The sequence below is a fragment of the Pseudoalteromonas fuliginea genome, assembly GCF_000690055.1.
GTDB classification, from domain to species: domain Bacteria; phylum Pseudomonadota; class Gammaproteobacteria; order Enterobacterales; family Alteromonadaceae; genus Pseudoalteromonas; species Pseudoalteromonas fuliginea.
Window position 1 is genome coordinate 1 of sequence record NZ_JJNZ01000020.1, and the last position, 20,084, is coordinate 20,084.

15 protein-coding genes and 1 pseudogene are annotated in these 20,084 nt (G+C 37.6%); 10 read left to right on the forward strand and 6 right to left on the reverse strand.

What is annotated here, in order from left to right; all coding sequences use genetic code 11:
- Positions 1-295: 295 nt before the first annotated feature.
- The 3 genes from DC53_RS13990 to DC53_RS22535 all read left to right on the forward strand — a co-directional run bounded on the left by DC53_RS13990 (position 296) and on the right by DC53_RS22535 (position 3,087).
- Positions 296-985 (forward strand): SLATT domain-containing protein, encoded by a 690-nt coding sequence (locus DC53_RS13990; RefSeq protein ID WP_050482417.1) that lies wholly within the window; start codon positions 296-298, stop codon positions 983-985.
- Between the two features lie 437 nt (positions 986-1,422).
- Positions 1,423-2,709, forward strand: a complete 1,287-nt coding sequence (locus DC53_RS0120425; RefSeq protein WP_239462851.1) for a formylglycine-generating enzyme family protein — start codon at positions 1,423-1,425, stop codon at positions 2,707-2,709.
- On the forward strand, positions 2,710-3,087 hold the full coding sequence (locus DC53_RS22535) for a carbohydrate-binding protein (RefSeq protein ID WP_232224775.1): 378 nt from the start codon (positions 2,710-2,712) through the stop codon (positions 3,085-3,087).
- A gap of 73 nt (positions 3,088-3,160) precedes the next feature.
- Here DC53_RS22535 and DC53_RS22540 read toward each other — a convergent pair whose 3' ends face one another.
- From DC53_RS22540 to DC53_RS13985, 4 genes and pseudogenes are all read right to left on the reverse strand, one after another.
- Complete coding sequence (locus tag DC53_RS22540) at positions 3,161-3,784, reverse strand: hypothetical protein (RefSeq protein WP_239462852.1); 624 nt, start codon at positions 3,782-3,784, stop codon at positions 3,161-3,163.
- 19 nt (positions 3,785-3,803) lie between these two features.
- Entirely contained in the window at positions 3,804-4,745 is a 942-nt protein-coding gene (locus tag DC53_RS22545; protein WP_239462853.1) for a hypothetical protein, read from the reverse strand.
- A 15-nt stretch (positions 4,746-4,760) separates the two neighbouring features.
- Positions 4,761-4,862: pseudogene (locus tag DC53_RS22550) on the reverse strand (hypothetical protein); the annotation flags it as partial.
- 319 nt (positions 4,863-5,181) lie between these two features.
- Positions 5,182-7,248, reverse strand: coding sequence for a winged helix-turn-helix domain-containing protein (locus tag DC53_RS13985; protein WP_033028916.1), 2,067 nt, complete (start codon positions 7,246-7,248; stop codon positions 5,182-5,184).
- Positions 7,249-7,407: 159 nt separating this feature from the next.
- Here DC53_RS13985 and DC53_RS13980 point away from each other — a divergent pair, with 159 nt between their 5' ends.
- The 4 genes from DC53_RS13980 (at position 7,408) to DC53_RS13965 (ending at position 12,356) form a co-directional block, all read left to right on the forward strand.
- The gene (locus DC53_RS13980) at positions 7,408-8,838 is read left to right on the forward strand and encodes a serine hydrolase domain-containing protein (protein ID WP_033028917.1); all 1,431 of its coding nucleotides are present in this window, start codon (positions 7,408-7,410) and stop codon (positions 8,836-8,838) included.
- A gap of 350 nt (positions 8,839-9,188) precedes the next feature.
- On the forward strand, positions 9,189-9,890 hold the full coding sequence (locus DC53_RS13975) for a DUF3581 domain-containing protein (RefSeq protein ID WP_033028918.1): 702 nt from the start codon (positions 9,189-9,191) through the stop codon (positions 9,888-9,890).
- Between the two features lie 176 nt (positions 9,891-10,066).
- Positions 10,067-11,314: a DEAD/DEAH box helicase gene (locus DC53_RS13970; RefSeq protein WP_033028919.1), complete on the forward strand. Its 1,248-nt coding sequence runs from the start codon at positions 10,067-10,069 to the stop codon at positions 11,312-11,314.
- Positions 11,315-11,372: 58 nt separating this feature from the next.
- Entirely contained in the window at positions 11,373-12,356 is a 984-nt protein-coding gene (locus tag DC53_RS13965) for a sensor domain-containing diguanylate cyclase (protein WP_007377824.1), read from the forward strand.
- Between the two features lie 318 nt (positions 12,357-12,674).
- Here the strand turns inward: DC53_RS13965 and DC53_RS13960 are convergent, their stop codons facing one another.
- On the reverse strand, positions 12,675-13,631 hold the full coding sequence (locus DC53_RS13960; RefSeq protein WP_024597318.1) for a methylenetetrahydrofolate reductase: 957 nt from the start codon (positions 13,629-13,631) through the stop codon (positions 12,675-12,677).
- A 259-nt stretch (positions 13,632-13,890) separates the two neighbouring features.
- Here DC53_RS13960 and DC53_RS13955 point away from each other — a divergent pair, with 259 nt between their 5' ends.
- From DC53_RS13955 to DC53_RS13945, 3 genes are all read left to right on the forward strand, one after another.
- Positions 13,891-16,773, forward strand: a complete 2,883-nt coding sequence (locus tag DC53_RS13955) for a M16 family metallopeptidase (protein WP_033028920.1) — start codon at positions 13,891-13,893, stop codon at positions 16,771-16,773.
- 350 nt (positions 16,774-17,123) lie between these two features.
- Entirely contained in the window at positions 17,124-17,942 is an 819-nt protein-coding gene (gene cysE / locus DC53_RS13950) for a serine O-acetyltransferase (protein ID WP_007377821.1), read from the forward strand.
- A 16-nt stretch (positions 17,943-17,958) separates the two neighbouring features.
- Positions 17,959-18,603 carry a hypothetical protein gene (locus DC53_RS13945; protein ID WP_033028921.1) on the forward strand — a complete coding sequence of 215 codons (645 nt, stop codon included), beginning with the start codon at positions 17,959-17,961 and terminating at the stop codon, positions 18,601-18,603.
- A gap of 24 nt (positions 18,604-18,627) precedes the next feature.
- On the opposite strand, the gene xseA is transcribed toward DC53_RS13945, so the two are convergent.
- Positions 18,628-19,962, reverse strand: a complete 1,335-nt coding sequence (gene xseA, locus DC53_RS13940; protein ID WP_033028922.1) for an exodeoxyribonuclease VII large subunit — start codon at positions 19,960-19,962, stop codon at positions 18,628-18,630.
- Positions 19,963-20,084: the final 122 nt, after the last annotated feature.

Genomic DNA, 20,084 nt, shown 5'->3' on the forward strand with positions numbered 1-20,084 from the left:
TAACACCCATACAAAAACTGGAAAAGTTAAACAACGAAAATTCTACAGATAGCCTCCATTAAAAATGGGGGGATTACCGGGGAAGCCCTTTTAAGCCAAAATAAAGCTACTGAAACACCCGTAATTCCTTCCAAAACGCCAATTAAAACAATACCAAACCAGCTTTTTATATTCTATGAAAAATACAGTAATCAATTGAACCAAAATAGGAACTCAGCTATGGTTGATTCATCAATAAAAATAAATAAAAAACGAGTTAATCTACAGGCTCGTTAGCCTTTTTCAAGGAGCAAGGATGAATTTTAAAAGTGTGGTTAAGTGGTTTTTGGGAGAAGATGGATACAAAAAGAGGGATTTAACGGCAATAGAAGAGTTAAATCGCTCTTTTATGATGGCTGCTAAATGCAGATACCTGGCTTCAGCAAGACTAAAGCACTTAGGAGAAGTCGCATCCCATACAACAACCTTATTATCTATGCTTCTAATTTTTATGCCTCTAATGCAGATTGCGGGATTAGAGTTTTCTTTTCCTACGGTTTTGATGAATGTAATTCAAGTCTTTTTGGCTGTTTCTGTTTTAGTGTTTTCTGTAATAAACACCAAAGCACGGTATAGTTTGAGAGCTGAGAAGTTAAATCAATGTGGAGATAAAATTAAAGAATTACAAAGACAGCTAAGCTTTGATCTAAATAATAATAAATCACCATGTTATCAAGACTTTCATAACCGTTATTTAGATATTGAAGTCGACTCAGAAAATCATGCTCGAGTTGATTATTGTTTTGCGCGTTTGCACCTTTCCACTATTTATAATTTGAATGGAGTTAAGAGGTTAGTTGTCATTATTAATGCGTACCTGAGAAAGTGGTTTACATTTATTGGCCCTGTTTTTATGTTTTTAATGGCTTCGTTAATAATCTTAGATATGCTAAAAATCATATCTGTTCTTAGTGATATATTGGTTCCGCTATTACCAAAAGGCTAACAACACGCCCTGAGGTGGACGGCAAGCGCTAAAGCTCACTTTCCATCGCAAATTTTAACAGCGGTGATCCCTTGCTTTTCAATGCAGTTAAGTAAGTTGATTCATCGTAAAATAATTAAACTAGACACCTACTCTAACTCGTTTACGTGTAGCACTTACTCATTTAGGTATTTCTAAAAAGCAGGCTAAAAATATAGAGCGCGCATACCGCGAATACCCAAGCGTATAATATTTAATAATAACGGCTCAATAGTCTGTTTTTAAAGGTATTAAAAGCCGAACTTAGTAAAATAAGCTCGGCTTTTTTGTGTCAGGTTGTTTTGTGATTAGGGTTTGTTTATCTATATTTTTTCTATTTTTATAAGTGTTTAGGTTTTTCATAAGATTTATTTTGCTTATTTTTTCATGATGGTACTTTCATTAAGAAGGAAAGGTAAATGAAACTAAACAAACTAATAATCCCCCTATTTTTATCAGTAAATAGCGCTGTAATTTATGCTAATCAAAATGCCAGTGAGCTAATTGAGCCCATTATGGTAACTATCCCTGCTGGTAGTTTTCAAATGGGTAACACCGAAGACGAAGATGCTCAACCTATTCATAAAGTGACACTAACTGAGTTTAGTTTAGGGAAATATGAAGTAACCGTAAGAGAGTTTCGGCAGTTTGTTGAAGAAACTGATTATGAAATGCCAACCAAGTGCATTCATCAGTTAAATGGTTGGTTTAATTATGGAGAAACCAATGGTTCATGGGAGAATAACTCTCTCAATACTAGTGATTTTCAACCAGTAAATTGCACTGGTTGGCTCGCAGCCAACGCTTATACTCAGTGTCTAGCAAAAAAAACTGGCCGTCCTTATCGTTTACCGAGTGAAGCAGAGTGGGAATATGCGGCGAGGGCTGGTACAACTAGTAAGTATTACTTTGGTGACGATCTTGAACAAGCCTTAGTTTGTGAATACGAAAACACCGCCGACTTAACCGGTGAGAATATTTTACAACGGGACTCGAGTACGAGTTATGTCAATTTTTTTAATGGCAAATCGAACTGTGTTGATCACGCGGCTTATGCAAGCATCGTTGGAATGTACAAACCTAATCCTTTTGGATTGCACGATATCGTTAGTAATGTGGTTGAGTTCATTACTGATTGTTATAAAGATAATTATAAAAACGCGCACAATAATGGTCAGGCTTGGATAGATAATGATTGTAAATACAGGGTAGCACGAGGAGGTAGTTGGCATTGGAATACTTTTCCCGTAAGCCAGAGGGGCGTTGTGGGTGAGGATTTTGTAGGGGCGGTAGAGGGGTTTCGAATTGCACTAGATGGAGCTGCTCCAGCTATACCTAGCAACACTGTAAAATTTATCAAAGCGCTCAAAACAGCTCAACGCAGTGAACAATTAAGGCGTGATGCTGTTTTACCTTACCCTGCCACTGTAACAAACTTAAAACTAGATAAAGAAGCGGGTATTATTACCTTAAAGTGGGATAAAAGTTCCCAAAGTGATATTGAAAGTTATCGAATCTATAGAAATGCAGCTACTGGCGGCGTGTTTAAACTATTGGCTGCAAATATAATTGAAACTACATTTAAAGATGCCAATATAGATAACCATCAATATGAATATACTGTTGTTGCGGTAAGGCATAACCAACAAGGTGATTACAGTAATGTCGTAAAAACGCCGACATCATGGGTGCATGCACCTGGCTGAGTGGAAGCAGAATCTGCCATTAAGTTCAGTAACGCTAGCATAGGAAGAACCTCTGATATTGATGGTAAATTTAATTTAACTGGAGGGGAGGGAATTAGTGATAATGCGATAATAAACTATCAGCTTGAAGTTGCACACTCAGGAAATTATAACCTTAGCTACCGTGTAGCGGCTCCTAGAGATACAAAAGGTTTTGCAGTTGTAATCAATGGTAAGGAATTAGCAGTAGAAAAAATAACGAGTACAGGTGGTTATAAAAAATGGCAAACACAAAGAGGATCCACTTATTTTTATCTGAAACAAGGTGAAAATAAGCTGACCCTAAAATCACTTGATAAAAACTGGAAATTAAATTGGGTAAGCTTTAACCCAAATTAGTTTCTGTAAAGTATAAAATAAGAGGCCGTGGTATTGCTGTCTCTTACTATTTTAAATCCAGTTTTGGATAACATTATAAATTTAATGCTAACAGTTTTTTTTCATTATTACGTCGCCAGTAGTCAGTCCCTTTTTTATCAATATATTGAGAATAAAAATCATAATTATCTTGCATACTTTGGGAGCTACAAATTAGTAACGCCATATCTAAGCTGAGATAAAGATCACCCGCCAACTCAGCTTGCTCAAAAGTGCGCTGTGCATGAGTTGTAAATGCATCATCATTTTTCAGTGCTTGAGCTAACAATGTTTTTAAGTAGGAGTTCTTGGCATTATCCGTAGTAATACCATTAATAAGATTTTGTGCTTCTGCCAGATTATTTTGATTTATATAATATTCCATCAATTGCTGACGACTGCTTTGTGCAGCCCAAAAATCAGGTGTTAATTTAGCAAGCTCTAGTACTTGTTTTAAATGAGGCTCTTTATCTTGTGGGCTTTTAGCAAAAATAGCATAGTGATAGGGTACTATAGCAAAGTGATAGTTAGGTATTTGATAATCCTTCATTTTATTTTCTGCTTGTTGTAAATAAAGGTATTTATCATCCTCTTGCTGATGCTTATGGGCTAATACAGATAGATAAGTTAAGGCGCTTAGCTCTCGTCGTTTATCTTGTGCATCAAAAGCTAATTGCACTGAATTAAGTAGGCTTTGTTTAATTGCCTTGGTTATGGTCTATCCAAGATTGCGTAAACCACGCGTCTGCTTGTCTGTGTAAATCATTAATACTTTGATACTGCTTAATAGCATTACTGAGCTTATATTTACTTAAATCAAATAGCTCTTTACGGATTAATACCTCACTTTGAAAGAGCAAAGCATTACCTACATGGTGTGTCTTATTTTGTGAAATAGCTATTTTTTCTAGTTTATTTGCCATCACCATCGCTTTATCAAGTTCTCCCATCATTATATAAGTATTAGCTAGATGACCAAGGATAATGAGATCATGTGGTGCTTGCTGATGAGCAATGGATAAATTTGCTTGCTTGAGTTCGAGTGTTTGGGCTTTATTAAGTAATTTTAAAATAACTGGCTGCTGTAAATGTTGTTGTAACTGATTTAAAGCGGCTTGTTGATTTACTCCAGATAATTGCCCTTGCCAATCTGCAAACGGGCCTTTTAATATAAAATCAATATATGTCAAATTATGATGTGTGCGAATAGTGCCAGATAAAATCAATGGGTGTTCTTTTGCTAAAAGCGGGTATTCAAACTCCGCTGAAACCTGAAAATGCGCCGTATTTAGCTGAGGTAATTCGGTAAAGTTAAAGAGTTCAGTATCATTGAGTTTAAAGGTTTCCGTCCCTCGTTGATTGCTTATTGCTATATAAGAAATATTAATAACTGAGCTCTCATCTGTTTGAGGTTGGTCAGTACTGTTATTAATGATAGTAAATACAAGAAGGGCAATACCGGTAAGTGCAATGGTTATCCAATGGTTTCGGTTTTTTGGTTTTGATAAAGTATTTGCATGCTGCAGTGGTTTATTTTGACTGATGTTGCAGTGTGCCTCAATATCAGAATGTTTAGAATCAATTTGGAGTTGCCACTGATAACCTCGTTTTGAAAAGGTTTTAATTGCGTGGTTACCCAACAGTCTCCTTAGATTGCTAATACTTTGAAAAACAGCTTGTTCCGATACAACTTTATTTTGCCAGACATGAGATAAAATATCTTCTTTGCTAAAGACTTGATTCGAATGCTCTAGCAATAGTTTTAGTACTTTGGCTTCATTGTGTCGAATGGCTAAGTCATCACCATTTTTTTTAGTACACAGCTTGTACTATCAAATTCAAAATTATTAAATTTATAACGCATTGTTTTTATAAAAATGGATCATTTGGTTATTTATTTCACTCATCTTAACTTATTAGCTGATAAAGAGTATAAGTTTGTTAATCATATATTAAAAATACTATGGCCCTGTATCCTGTGCAGCTAAAGGGGGCAATCCATGCTTGTCGCAAATAATTGTGAGTCCAGTGGGTGAGGGCAACGCAACCCCCGATTAAGGATTGGTTGCTATGAAACTATAACCTCCCCCTCACTTTTGTGCTTTTTGAAGTAATATCTAAAACCAAAATGTCTGCCGATTTATGTTCGCTTTTGAGTAAGATTATATTGTCACTTACTGCGGTTATTTGATCACAAAATTTCGCACAAAACTCTTCGGTTTTACTACTTAAATTTTGTACACCTAACTCGTAATCATAATAGTTTATTAATGGCTTGCCATTTTGTGTGTATTGATAATAAAAACCATTTTTTTCGGGATATATTTGAGTAAATAAATAGGGACTTTTGAGTAAAGTGTTATCTGAATCATGAGGTATAACTTGACCTTTTACAAAGCTCAGTAGTTCGTCTTTATGGTTTAAAAAGAATGTATCATGTGCTCGTTTTATTTTTAATGTCGTTCTTTCATCAGTTGTAAAATTAAACTTTACTAGTTCATCATTGTGAGTTTTTTTATCAACATACAATATAGCGTCAGATTTGTTGTACCAAGCTATAGGCTCACCAATAATCACGTTTAGCCATTTTATCGAGAATAGGTTTGACTCCAACTCAATAATAAACGGTTTGTTATTTACACTGCTCGCTATACGCTTTCCTGACCAGTGCCAAACTGGTTTGGTTAAAGCAAGTTCTTGCTTTGAATTTTCGAATAATATTCGTTCTTTGTTTGTCTCAAGATGTTTGACAAAAATCTGAGGATAGCCATTTTTTGTTGATATATAGGCTATGTGTTTTTCATCTGCTGAAAGCGCTGCAGCTTTATCAATTGTATTTGAGTTTATTATTTTTTGGGGAGGTGAAAGCTGTTTTAATTTACTCAGTAAAATGTCTTGATCTGATTTAGCTTCAATAAAGTACACTTTATCTTTAATAATTTGCGGATAAACTAAAAAGTTATAACTTTTGTAGTTAAGCGTTGTGAGGTCACCATTTAATGAGAGTTGCTTTAATTCACTGCCATTACTAAGCAATAGAGATTCACTGTTTTCAAACCAAGTTAAGAAGTACCAGTTATGATCTATTTGTCCGATTGAGACAACATCATTACTATCTAAGTTTAACAACTTTACTTCTGATAATGCTTGTTTATTAAAACCGACTAACGCTAATTGTGTTTGAGTCGGAGACAAAGCAAGTTTATAAGGTTTAAAGTAGTCATTTGGTTTAAGTAATTTTTCAGTTTGTCCTGACTCCAAATTATGCCGATATAAACTAACGTTTCGGCTATGCTCCGAACTGTTTTGATTGGCCAAATAATAAAGTTGTTGGCGCTTATCTATAAAAAATAAACTATTCCAAGTTATATCGTTACGCGAAAAAAGTAGCTCTTCACTTACTACTTTTAGTTGTGCGTCGAGTAGCAAACGATTAAATGAAATACCTTTCTCACCTTGGCATGAATACACCAAGGCATTTTTGTGAGAATCCCATGCAAGGTAGGTATATGCGTTTAAAGTATCCTTTAAGGGCCAACTTGAGCCAGTTACTAGATCTTTAATTAATATTTTTCTCTTGTTTGGTTGATTGGTATTTTGAATATACGCCATAAATCGTCCATCAGGACTGATTTGCATATAGCGCTCTTGTTCATTGCTTGCAGTTATTGGTTTTAGGTTTAACAAAGAAACCTGTTTGCTTGTATCTGATAAACTAAAAAATACGCTAATTAGGATGAAAACAGGAATGAGGAGTAAAGATAATTTTAAATACTTTATAAGGGGGCTTTTTCTTGATGATGCCTTTGCTTTTTTTTCTGGAAAGCTAACTTCTGAGTCTAGGCTGTAGCCTCGTTTAGGATGTGTTTTAATAATGCGTTTGTTGTCATCAGATAACGCTTGCCTTAACAAGGCTATATTTCTACGAACTGAGTTTGGACTGTAAATTGCCTGAGGCCAAACAATTTCAAAAAGCGTTTCAGCTGCAATAACTTTTTTGGGGTTTTGTGCCAACGCCTTCAAAAGCGCCATTACTTTTGGTTCAATTACCTGAGATTTTTCTTTATATATAATCTCACCGGTTTTGATATTAATTAAAAAATCATCAATATAAAATTTATTTGGTAGTTCGTTTACGCTCAAACCTTTCCCATCCCACTGTTATTAATAGATATATATCCCTTAAGCTTTTCTTAACGTTTTCTTAATTACTAATTCATCGCTTTCTCTTGGTAACAACAGTTAAAAAGGAATCGAAAGGTCAGCGCCATATTAATAAATAAATTACAAAAGGAATACATTATGAAGCGATATTTAGTAACACTATTATTTTTAATAACAATTATCTGCAATCAAGCGCTAGCAGCAGATAAGCTAAACTACAATAAGCTAGCTGATGAGTTTATATCTGTTTTAAACAGCAAAGATTTAAAACAGGTCGAAGATTTTATTGTAAAAAACTTTTCGCCGGATGCACTTTCTCGCTGGGATAATACAGGAAAAGATCGTTATGTTGGTTATTCGATGAACGTAGCACTTTTTCATGGGTCATTAAGCCTACTTTCAACGGAGCTTGATACTTCCAATAACCGCATACAGCACATTAGTAAAGTGTATTCAAAAAATACCGACATGCAGTACGAAATAGTTATCGATTTTAACGAAGAACAAGCCGTTACGGGCTGGTTTGTTGGAGAAAATCCCAAAAGCCTTGATATGATTTCTTTAACTGAGTCACAATTAGTTAATGAGGTAAAAAATTATAGCAATCTACTTGCTATAAATGGCATTTTTTCAGGAACAATACTGCTTGCCAAAGGTAACAAAGTTTTATTTACTAAAGCGCATGGCTTAGCCTCTCGACGCTATGACGTTAAAAATAATTTAGATACTAAATTTCAAATAGGTTCGATGAATAAGATGTTTACTAGCGTCGCTATTTTGCAACTTGTGGAAGCAGGAAAAGTATTGCTCGATGATCCGATTACTAAGTTCATTGATAAAACCCTTTTAGGTAAGGGAGACTTTGATAAAATCCAGATTCACCACTTACTAAGTCATACATCAGGAATTGGTAATATAGCTGGGTTTGACGAAATACAGCATAAAGTACGTTCACTTGAAGATATTCAACACTTATACAGCTCCATTGAAACAACGTTTAAACCAGGCTCTCAATGGCGATATAGTAATGCAGGTATGTTATTACTTGGTCAGGTGATTGAATCTGTTACTAAGGAAAGTTATTTTAAATACATTGATAAAAACATCTATCAGAAAGCTAATATGCAACATAGTGGTAGTTTTGATTTGGATGTGCCTATAAAGAACACTGCGCGTAACTATTGGTTTTCAGTAGAAACTGGAGAAATTACTGAAAACTTAATGTTTCAATCAGTTAAAGGAGGTCCCGCTGGAGGTGGGTATTCGACAGTAGGCGATTTATATAAGTTCGCTTTAGCAATGCAAAATGGAATTTTAATTAGTCGTAAACTTTCCCAAGAAGCTCTTACTTCGAAGCCCGAACTTGGTGCAGAAAACTGGGGGTATGGATTTTCAGTGAGAGGCGCTGATAATAACAAAATAGTGGGTCATAATGGTGCTCATTTAGGTATGACTGCCAGACTAAATATGTATCAAGACAAAGGTTACATTTTAGTGGTATTAGGTAACTTTCAATCTTCAGCATGGCCTATTGTAGCAAAAGTAGAACAGTTGATAGAGCGTTTGTAATAAGTACGTTCTAAGGAAATAAGTTGACGGGATTGGTCTTTTCTCCAGTCCCTTTTTAAATATTAGCAGGTGCCTACTTTTATATTTTTCGCACAATCGTTAGGCATTACTCGATTGACTCAGATTGGTAGCAAGGCGATTATCAAATTGATTGAATAGTAATTGAGCCCGGCTTGCCTAGTTTGTGTTTATTCAAATAGGCAAAAAATCACTAAAAGTGATCTATTAAACGCAGTGCTTTAAAAGTGGAATATAGCATTGGTTGTAACTAATCTAACAGATTCGACCTCTCAGTATTTTTTTTCTGGTAGTATGGACAGGTTATAAGCAGTTTAAGCAGTGAACACACTATGTTAAGTCCTTTTTTTCAGCAGCATGCTGATTATGTTTCTATCTCTCGTGAGCAGGGTTGTCGATTCGCTAAATGCGTTGCTGATGATTACAATCCACTTCATGACAAAGATGCCAAAAAGTTTTGCGCGCCAGGAGACTTACTTTTTTCATTGGTACTAGACCGCTACGGTATTAGTGAACAAATGGAATTTACTTTTGCCGGTATGGTTGATGAAAACACCAAACTTAACTTCCCTGAAGGAGCCGATGAGTTTGATGTTACCAATGGCGAAAAAGTTATTTTAAAGGTAAAGCGCAGCGGTAAAACCAGCCAATGCCCAGCACTAACTAATAGTCTAATAAAAAATTATGTTGAGTTTTCTGGTACTACCTTTCCGCATGTAATTATCCCATTAATGGGCAAGCAAGAGGTAATGATAAACCCTGCTCGTCCGATGGTAATTTACGAATCAATGCTTATCAATCTTGATAATCTTGATATAACAGCACCAGAACTTGAGTTTGCAGAGCCTAGTTTTGAGTATGCCGGTAAGCGCGGAAAAATTACACTACGTTTTAACCTGTTAGAAAACGGCGTTAAAGTGGGCAGTGGTGAAAAGCACATGGTGGTTTCGGGTATTCGCGAATACTGCCAAGCAACAGTTGACGATTTAATCGCGTTTTACAACGAACGTAAAGCAACACTAAAGCCAGCTTAAAGCTACAGCAAATTATAAAAGGCGCTAAATACAAAGGTTATTTAGCGCCTTTTTTATTGTTTTAGCGCTAAAGCGAAAGTGAGCAATCACGATTAAATACTTTTCTGGGCTGGTTAATTTACGCAGTACAGTAATATGCGTACAATAGCGCTCTTTGTTATTTTAAAGCTAAGCTTATGTCTGTCACTACGTTCTCATCACTTAATCTCGACCCGTTATTATTAACAGCGATTGAGCAAAATAATTACACTCAACCTACCGCAATTCAGATTAAAACCATTCCGCCTATTTTAGCCGGAAGTGATGTAATGGGCAGCGCGCAAACAGGTACGGGTAAAACAGCTGCTTTTGTTTTACCGCTGTTACATAAGCTTTTAAATACCCCTAAAAAAGATGAGCAAGGCCTTGCCCGCGTTGTAATTTTAACGCCAACCCGTGAGCTTGCTCAGCAAGTATTTGCCAGCTTTGAAAAGTACGCACAAGGCACTCATATCAATGGCGCTTTAGCCTATGGTGGCGTAAGTATTGGCCCACAAATAAAAGCACTTAAAACAGCGCAAGTTATCGTGGCAACACCAGGGCGTCTGCTCGATCATATAGTTAAAGGCAGTGTGGTACTTTCAAGCGTAGACTCTTTAGTGTTTGATGAAGCAGACCGTATGCTTGATATGGGCTTTATTGATGAAATTAGACGTATATTGCGACATATCCCGGGCGATCGCCAAACTTTACTCTTTTCTGCTACGTTTGATGACAGCGTGTTTGAACTCAGTAAAAAACTACTTAAAAAGCCAGAACTAATTGAAGTTGATAAGCGCAACTCAGCCGCAGTTGAAGTAGAGCAAGTTATTTACGCTGTAGATGAAGACCGCAAGCGCGAACTTGTATCGCACATGATTGGTATGAAAAACTGGCGCCAAGTGCTTATTTTTACTCGCACAAAACAAATGGCTGATCAGCTCGCTAAAGAAATGTGTAAAGACGGTTTAAAAACAGAATCAATCCATGGCGATAAATCTCAAGGCGCACGCGACCGTGCATTGCAAAATTTTAAAGAAGGTATTACACGCGTACTTGTTGCAACCGATGTAGCCGCGCGTGGTTTAGATATTTCTACACTTAGATACGTAATTAACTTTGAACTACCGTATATTGCCGAGGACTACGTACACCGTATTGGCCGTACAGGTCGTGCTGGTGAGCAAGGGCTTGCCATGTCGCTGGTAAGTCTTGATGAGCAATGGCTGCTAGAAGAAATTGAAGTACTACTCGATACGCGTTTAACGCCGCAGTGGTTAGAAGGTTACGAGCCAGATCCTAATAAAAAGCCAAAAGATAATCGTAAAAACACCAACAAGTCGCGAAAAGATCGCGATAAAAAACGCATCACAGGAAAAAGAGAGCCAAGTAGGCGTCGTAAATAATAGCTTTTCTTTTGCTTTTTTGCCTATACTGAAGCTAATAAGTAGCTGAGGTAAAGCAATGTTTGAAATTGATAAGTGGGCATTTTCTGGTATTGATGGCCAAATATCTTTGCATAAATGGCAAAAAACAATTGATCTTATCACGGGGCTATTTTCGGCCCCGTCAGGTTATATAGTTCAGGCAACAAGCAAAGGCTATCGCGTTGTTATTAGAAATAACGAAGGTGGCTCTAACTTTGAGACCAATCCTATCCTTCCTCCCCAAACACCTCTTTTTTGTAAGTACGTAGCAGAGAATAACAATACCTTATACGTTAATAATGCAAGTAATAATGATGCATGGAACACTCTACCGGAGGTTGTTGAAGATGGTGTTGAATCCTACTTAGGTTTACCAATCCATTGGCCAGAAGGCGAAGTATTTGGCACGCTATGCTTAAAAGACACTAAAAAAACAACTTATACCAATGAATATTTTGAGCTTATAGAACAACTACGCGATTTAATTGAAGACGACTTAGCGCTTATTTATAGTTATGAACAAATGCGCGAAATAGCCATGCTCGATGCGCTAACTAATATCTATAACCGCCGAGCACTTAGTTTACTCGCTCAGCAAAAGCTTAATTTAGCGCTGCGCTTAGGTTTTGATGTATGTTGTTTATTTATTGATATAAACGACTTTAAAAAATTAAATGACACCTTTGGTCATGAAGTGGGTGACAAAGCCTTAATTATATTGGCAGATACGCTAAAAACCCATTTAAGAGATGCTGATATAGTCGGGCGTATCGGAGGTGATGAGTTTGTTGTGGTAATGCAAGTAAGCGATAAAAGTAAGATTGGCTACATTATGGATAAAATTTCGACTGAGTATTCAAAAGCCTTACTCAAAGAAGACGTTTGCGATTTATCGCTCAGTATTGGTTATAGCTTTACTGACAAACAAAGGCAGTCATTTGAAAAACTATTAAATGATGCAGACCAGGCAATGTATAAAAATAAACAAGCGTATAAGCTCGCTAAAAAAGCACAATTATAAAAGGAGGTTCATGCCACACAAACTTGGCTAGTTTTTTCTGCGATAGGTTTTATTTTTTCCTTAGCAATAATAAGCTTATTTGAAACGTTCCCTAGCATTAGATTTATATCTAATGAGGGAATAATTTTTGGTGTTATGTGCTCATCGATGGGGGTTGCCTTAAAAAGGCTTGAGAGTAATAACCAAAAATAGCTTTCATTGATAGCTTAAGCTGCAAATCTTTACTTGTATTTATTAATTAATTTTTCAAAGAACGGACATAAAAAAGCAAGCCATGAGGCTTGCCAAGAAGGGTGTTAATTAGCTCTTACCTAGCCTTTAAGCTATTAGCTTTTCCGCAAGGTTTAATTCCATAATGGCTTTTAATAAACGGTATAAGTTAATTGACGCGTCAATTTCTTCTTTACGGTTTGTTAAGCTTTCAATATTTAAGCCCAGCGGTACATCTAAATGCGCACAGCTTTTAAGTATTAAGTCGAGGTTTTCGCGGCAAATACGGACTGATTCACTTAATGTATTGTCTGCATCAAGCATGCGCCATTTAGTTGCCTCTGGCACTGAGATACCCAACCATTGCATAAACTCTAAGGTTTTTTCGCCGCCGCACGGGGTAAACGTTAATATAATACGTTGAGGTGTAATCCCTTGTGCTTTACATGTACGTGCGTAGCTAGTAATTAACTCTATTGTAGCTTGTGCGTCGTAAACAGCTTGCGATATAAAAAACTGACAACCTTGTGCTGTTTTTTCTATTAATCGTTCGTGCTCATTTCGTTTACTTGAATGGCGCTCGGCAATCGTAACGCCACCTAAAAAGAAATCATCTGACTGCTCAGCCAATGCTTTATACGCATCTGGCAGGCTTAGCTTTATATCGCCTATCGATGATGGGCTACCTACTAAAACAACATTTTGTAAATCGTAGTCGTTTTTAGTTTCACTTAGCCAATCTTTAAATTCGCCTACACCACGCTGCGCCACACTTTTATAAGTAATCACATCTTGTGCAGATAAATTACGAAGTAAATGGCTGTATTCACGCGGATCAACGGTTTGTTTAAACGCAAATGGACGGTCTTGGTTAGTTCGGCTGCTTTCGTCTTGAATGTCGTAAATTATCACGCCGTCGTATTCAATTTCGTGTAAGCGACCTAATAGCTTTTCTGCAATGGTTTTTAATTGCGCTTTATCGGTGCCAATTTTAGGCGGGGTAGTACCAATAAGATAAACACCTTGATTGGTGTCCACTATCTTCTCTTTTAGTGATAAAGCCATAATCCTCATTCCAGCTAAGTTTGTTTTGATGGATTTAATATAGCAGCCATTTAGACGTCTAGATAGATTTATTTAATGAAAGTTTTTCAACTAACATGATGTTTATTCATAGGGCTTGTTCCCATAATTTATAATTGACACAGTTGTTTACATAATAAATCCCCTTGGGGGTCTTATATTTATTGGCTTTGGGGCATAATCGAGGGTGAGTTAGTAATACATCTGACAACAAATTTGCTCAATTTAAAAAGGGACAACAATGAAATTTAAATTATTAGCAACCAGCTTAGCGGTATCGCTGGCGTTAACAGGTTGCGCCATGCAACAAAACCAAAGCACGCAAACAACAGCACAACAAGAACAAGTAAATAAAGCTGATGATCGTGTTTTTTCACAAGATTACTTAATTGAAGAACTAGAAAACGGCTTACGTGTCATGGTTGTTAAAACCGATTACCCTGATGTAGTATCGCTGCAAATTCCGGTATCGGTAGGGTCGCGTAACGAAGTTGAAGAGGGTAAAACAGGCTTTGCTCACTTTTTTGAACACATGATGTTTAAAGGCTCACAAAAATACCCTGAAGATGTGTATTCAGACATATTAAAAAATTCAGGTGTTGATAACCGCGCGTATACAACAAACGATTACACAAATTACCATTTAAACTTTTCAAAGCAGCATCTTGATAAAGTACTTGAGCTTGAAGCTGATATTTTTCAAAACTTAACCTACACCGAAGAGCAATTTAGAACAGAAGCACAAACGGTAAAAGGTGAGTACTTAAAAAACAACGCGAGTCCAATTCGTAAATTATTAAGCGCTGTACGCGAAGAAGCGTTTGATAAGCACACGTATAAACACACCACTATGGGCTTTTTTAAAGACATAGAAGCGATGCCAGATCAAATGGCGTACGGGAAAGAGTTTTTTGCTAAATTTTATAAACCTGAGTATGTGTCACTTGTCATCGTGGGCGATGTAGACCCACAAGCAACAATGGCAATGGTTAAAAAGCATTGGGGCAGCTGGAAAAAGGGTAACTATGTTGCTGACATTAAAGCAGAACCTGTTCAACAAGCACCAAAATATTTGCACCAGCAAGATGAAGCGCTACCAGGGCATTGGTTACTCGTATCGTACAAAGGCGCTGCGTGGGAGCCTGCTAAAAAAGACAGAGCAGCACTAGATTTAATCTCACAGCTTTATTTTTCTAGTAATTCAGATTTATACCAAGAGCTAGTGGTCGACAAACAAATTGCCAGCCAAATGTTTACCTATAACCCAGAGACTAAAGATCCGGGTTTATTACACGTATTTGTTAAAGTAGAAAACGCAGACGATTTAGCCACTGCGCGCGATGCCATTAATCGAACTTATGCAAAAGCACGCACTGAGCTTGTTGATGAGCAAAAGCTCAGTGATTTAAAATCGAATCTTAAATACAGCTTTATTAATGGCTTAGATTCGTCGCAAGCGATTGCATCAACCCTTGCCAGCTACATGCATTTTGAGCGCGATCCTGAGGTTATAAACCAGCTGTATAAATCGGCAGATAACATCACCAGCGCAGATATTAAAGCCGTTGCTAATAAATACTTTACTGATAACGCACGTACCACATTAACAATGTCGGCACTTGATAAAGCCCCAGGTTTTGAGCAAGAAGTTGATTTAAATGCGCTTACTGAAAAGCTTGAACAAGCACCTGCGAAGCCTGCATTTAAAGTACTTGATAAAACCAATAGCTCGCCATTAATCGATGTTAACTTTTTATTCAATACCGGTGCGGCTGCCGACCCACAAGGCAAAAAAGGTGTTGCTGCGTTAACTGCGGCTATGCTTGCACAAGGTGGCTCAGAGGCGACAAGCTATAAAGATATTCAAAAAGCACTTTATCCGCTTGCGGGTAGCTTTGGCTATCAAATAGATAAAGAAATGCTGTCATTTCAAGGGCGTATTCATAAAGACAATGCAGCGCAGTGGTATACACTTGTGAGCGATCAATTATTAAATCCAGGCTTTAGAGATGACGACTTTAAACGCCTTAAAAAAGAAATGATCGATGGCATTAAGTCAGGCTTAAAAGCATCTAACGATGAAGAGCTAGGCAAAGAAGTGCTATACAGTGCGCTTTACAAAAATCACCCTTACGAAAGCTACAACTATGGTGATATTTCGGATTTAGAAGCGCTGACGCTAGATGATGTTAAAGCGTTTTATAACAGCGAGCTTACGCAATCTAAACTCACGGTTGGCTTAATTGGGGCTGTGCCTGCAAAACTTAAAGCTAAAATGATGAGCGACTTTGCAACGCTACCAAAAGGTGAGCAAAGCCGTTTAAGTATTCCTGATGCGCCAGCGCTTAAAGGTCATCATGCAACTATTGTAGAAAAGTCAGCGCAATCGACTGCGGTATCATTTGGTTTCCCTATTGATACAATAAGAAGTAGCGAAGACTGGACAACCCTTTGGCTTGTGCGTTCGTACTTTGGTGAGCACCGTAGTTCTAACAGCTTTTTATATGAGCGCATTCGTGAAACTCGCGGCATGAACTATGGCGATTACGCATACATTGAATACTTTCCACGTGGTATGTTTCAAACCAAGCCAGATGCAAACCTAGGGCGCTCAGAGCAAATATTTCAAGTGTGGTTACGCCCACTTCGCTCTAATAACGATGCGCACTTTGCAACACGTACCGCCTTGTTTGAACTAGATAAACTAATTAAAAATGGTATGAGCGAAGACGACTTTGAAGCTACGCGTAACTTTTTAATTAACTTTGTGCCGCAAATGGTTGCAAGTCAAAACCGCCAATTAGGTTACGCGCTTGATAGCGAATTTTACAACACAGATAGCTTTGTAAGTTACGTAACTAACAAACTTAAAACGCTAACGCTTGCTGATGTAAATCGCGTTATTAAAGAAAACTTACAAACAGACAATGTTCACTATGTATTTATTACTGGTGACGGCGCTGATATGCAAAAACGTTTAGCATCGCAGCAAACATCGCCAATGGTTTACAACACGAATAAACCTGCTGAGTTGGTTGCTGAGGATAAAGTAATTGCTGATTATAAATTAGCAATTCCTGTAAAAAATATTGAAGTGATGAAAGTCGATAAAGTATTTCAATAATTTAAGTGGTTTTTAAGTGTTAGAAAAAGCCTCAATGCTTAAAGTATTGGGGCTTTTTTATTATTTAATCTGAACTCTGGTTGAGAGATTTACTAACGTATTGAATCATGGTGGTATTTAAATTTATTTTCTCTAGCCAGAGATTTTCAGTAAATTCAACGCAGTTAGCGCTGAAAATAGCTGCTCGAGATAGATTTATCATCCACAGTTCAGGTTATTTAATAATGAAACTTAATAAACGGTTATACCTAATAACCAGAACAAATAACTAAGGGGTTAACACCTTAGGCTTTAAATCCGTTAGACTTGGCAAAAGGCTCTTTTATATCAATTTAAGGCAGTGCAGTATTATGCGTCATGAAATTTGGCAACAGCTTCGTAGTGAAGCAAATGAAGTCGTAACCCGTGAACCTCTTTTAGCGAGTCATGTGTATTCATGTATTTTGAATCATGAGTGTTTGGGTTCAGCGTTGAGCTTTATTGTTGCTAATAAATTGGCGGACGCGGTGGTATCTGCGTTTACTATTCGTGAGTTGTTCGATCAAGCATTTGTAAAGTGCGATCGTATGCTTACTTATGTAGCTGAGGATATTAAAGCGGTAAAAGACAGAGATCCCGCAGCTGAAACTTACCTTACGGTGATATTAAACTTAAAGGGTTTTCATGCTATTCAAGCGCACCGTTTAGCAAATTGCTTATGGCAACAAAACCGTAAAGAGTTAGCGCGCTTTGTACAAAGCCGAACATCTGAAGTGTTTGGGGTTGATATTCACCCAGCATGTAAAGTGGGTAAAGGTATTATGTTTGACCACGCAACCGGTATTGTTATTGGTGAAACAGCGGTAATAGAAGATAACGTATCAATTTTGCAATCTGTAACGCTTGGCGGTACGGGTAATGAGCAGGGGGATCGTCATCCTAAAATCAGAGCCGGTGTGTTAATAGGCGCTGGTGCTAAAGTACTTGGTAATATTGAAGTGGGCGAGGGCGCACGAATTGGTGCAGGCTCTGTTGTACTTAGCAATGTTCCAGCACACACAACCGCTGTTGGCGTACCCGCTAAAATTATTGGTCGACCGGATTGTGAGTGTCCGGCGCAAAGTATGAATCAAAACTTTTTAGCAAATCCTGAGCCTGAAAATGCTTCACATACAAGTGCAATGCTATAAAAGTAGGCGAAAATAAATGCCATATAAAAGTAACTTATTTGCAATGATACTCAGCTTTTTTGTGGGGGTAGGATTAACAAGTGGTTACTTTTTGCATTTGTATGAACCGTTTAACGATAAAACGGCTCAATTTATACATGCTAGCCAAGATGTTATTATTGAAGTAAGCGGTAATAAATCAGTTCAAAAATCACCTATAAACAGTACAACTAAAGCACTTCAACAGCCGCTGGAAAAAGAGTACATTACGAAAATAAGTGCGCTAAATAACGAATTGTCAGTAGCTACAAAACAGCTGAAAGTTGCTCAGCAGCAGTTAAAGCGAACTCGCTTAGAAGGCACTGATTTTGCTAAGCAGCTTGATGAAAAATTTGATAGTGAAAGTGAAAATACGCAGTGGAGCTTCGAAATAGAAACGGCACTTACTGACTTTTTAATCATCAGTGATTTAAGTAATACGGCGCAGCTAAGCTATTTAACTTGTAAACAAACTATCTGTAAATTTGAATTACTAGCCGATAAGAATAATGAACAAGGCCATGCACAGTGGCGTGAACTTAATGATAAGTTGGCAACGACACCTTGGTGGCAACAGTTTAAAATCACCTCATCAAGCTCAAACGACGAGCGAATAGAATTTATAGTGAGCACCAAAGAGTAAGTGCTCCTATTTTAGTTAAGCGTGCTAGCTCACTACTTTAGAATGTATAACACCATCAACAAGTTCGGTAATAAGTGCATCACCGGCTTTCACATCACTTACTGACTTAACCACTTTATTTTTTTCATTTTTTGTAATGCTGTAACCGCGTGCTAAAACATTTAGCGGACTTACCGAATCTAATTTACTTGCCTGTAGTGCCAAGTTGTTATTTGCTTGCTGCAATTGATGCTGTATAGCTTGGTTTAGTCTTGCGTGTAATTGCGTGAGTATATGGTTTGCTGTAGCGAGTTTTTTGTCTGGTGATTGGCGCATTAAACGCGGCGTTAAGTTATTAAGTGTGCGTTCTTGCTGGTATAAGCGATTACGCATAGCTTGTTGCAGTGCAATGCTTAGCTCATCCAAACGTTGCGTTTTTTGATTAAGCTGATTACGTGGATGACATAAATTAAGGCGGTGTTGTAACTGCGTTGCTAATGCGCGCTTGTCGGCAATGCCGTGCTTAAACGCGTTAGATAAACGATTAACTAATTGCGTTACTTTGTTGTGTAACTCTTGCGTATTTGGGCTTACAAGCTCAGCTGCCGCTGATGGGGTTGCTGCACGAACATCGGCAACATAGTCGCTAATAGTGGTATCTATTTCGTGGCCTACCGCACTTACTATGGGTAATTCACTTTTAAAAATAGCGCGGGCGAGCTGTTCGTGGTTAAAACACCATAAATCTTCAAGTGATCCGCCGCCTCGTCCTAAAATAAGTACGTCTACTTCATCACGAGCATTAGCTAATTCAATTTGATTAATTAAATGCAGGTGTGCTTCTTTGCCTTGCACCATCGCAGGGTAAATAATGACTTCTAATTGTGGCGCACGGCGTTTAAGTACCGTTAAAATATCTTTTATAGCAGCGCCGGTTGCTGAGGTAATAACACCAATACGATTAATATTTTGCGGTAATGGCTGCTTGTGAGCAGAGCTAAATAATCCTTCGGCGGCCAAACGCATTTTAAGCGCATCAAACTCTTGCTTTAGCTGACCTTCGCCGGCCGGCTCCATATGCTCAACAATAAGCTGGTAGTCACCGCGAGGTTCATAAAGTGATACACGCGCTTTTACTGTAACTTGCGCGCCATTTGCAGGGCGGTAGCTTTGGTTGCGGTTGTTGCCGCGCCACATTGCGGCTTTAATTTGTGCTTTATCGTCTTTTAGCGAAAAATACCAATGACCGGATGCAGGGGTAATGAAATTAGAAATTTCGCCTGTTAATACTAATGAGGCAAAGCCTTGCTCAAGTAATGTGCGAATTTCTCTATTAAGGCGTGACACGGTGTAAACCGTCTGCGAAGGCTTCGAAAACATAAAAAACAACCTAAAACTATTTATGAGGCAAGTTATAAGGTAAGTTTATCATAAATATTTACGAAATATTATTTACTCATGCCAACAACGCTGTTAAAATTTGGCCGCAATTCCTTATCGTA

Coding starts and splice junctions, on each gene's coding strand:
- DC53_RS0120425 (WP_239462851.1), top strand. CDS start 1,423: ATGAAACTAAACAAACTAATAATCCCCCTATTTTTATCAGTAAATAGC.
- DC53_RS13955 (WP_033028920.1), top strand. CDS start 13,891: ATGAAATTTAAATTATTAGCAACCAGCTTAGCGGTATCGCTGGCGTTA.
- DC53_RS13990 (WP_050482417.1), top strand. CDS start 296: ATGAATTTTAAAAGTGTGGTTAAGTGGTTTTTGGGAGAAGATGGATAC.
- DC53_RS13960 (WP_024597318.1), bottom strand. CDS start 13,631: ATGGCTTTATCACTAAAAGAGAAGATAGTGGACACCAATCAAGGTGTT.
- DC53_RS13970 (WP_033028919.1), top strand. CDS start 10,067: ATGTCTGTCACTACGTTCTCATCACTTAATCTCGACCCGTTATTATTA.
- xseA (WP_033028922.1), bottom strand. CDS start 19,962: ATGTTTTCGAAGCCTTCGCAGACGGTTTACACCGTGTCACGCCTTAAT.
- DC53_RS13975 (WP_033028918.1), top strand. CDS start 9,189: ATGTTAAGTCCTTTTTTTCAGCAGCATGCTGATTATGTTTCTATCTCT.
- cysE (WP_007377821.1), top strand. CDS start 17,124: ATGCGTCATGAAATTTGGCAACAGCTTCGTAGTGAAGCAAATGAAGTC.
- DC53_RS13965 (WP_007377824.1), top strand. CDS start 11,373: ATGTTTGAAATTGATAAGTGGGCATTTTCTGGTATTGATGGCCAAATA.
- DC53_RS13980 (WP_033028917.1), top strand. CDS start 7,408: ATGAAGCGATATTTAGTAACACTATTATTTTTAATAACAATTATCTGC.
- DC53_RS13945 (WP_033028921.1), top strand. CDS start 17,959: ATGCCATATAAAAGTAACTTATTTGCAATGATACTCAGCTTTTTTGTG.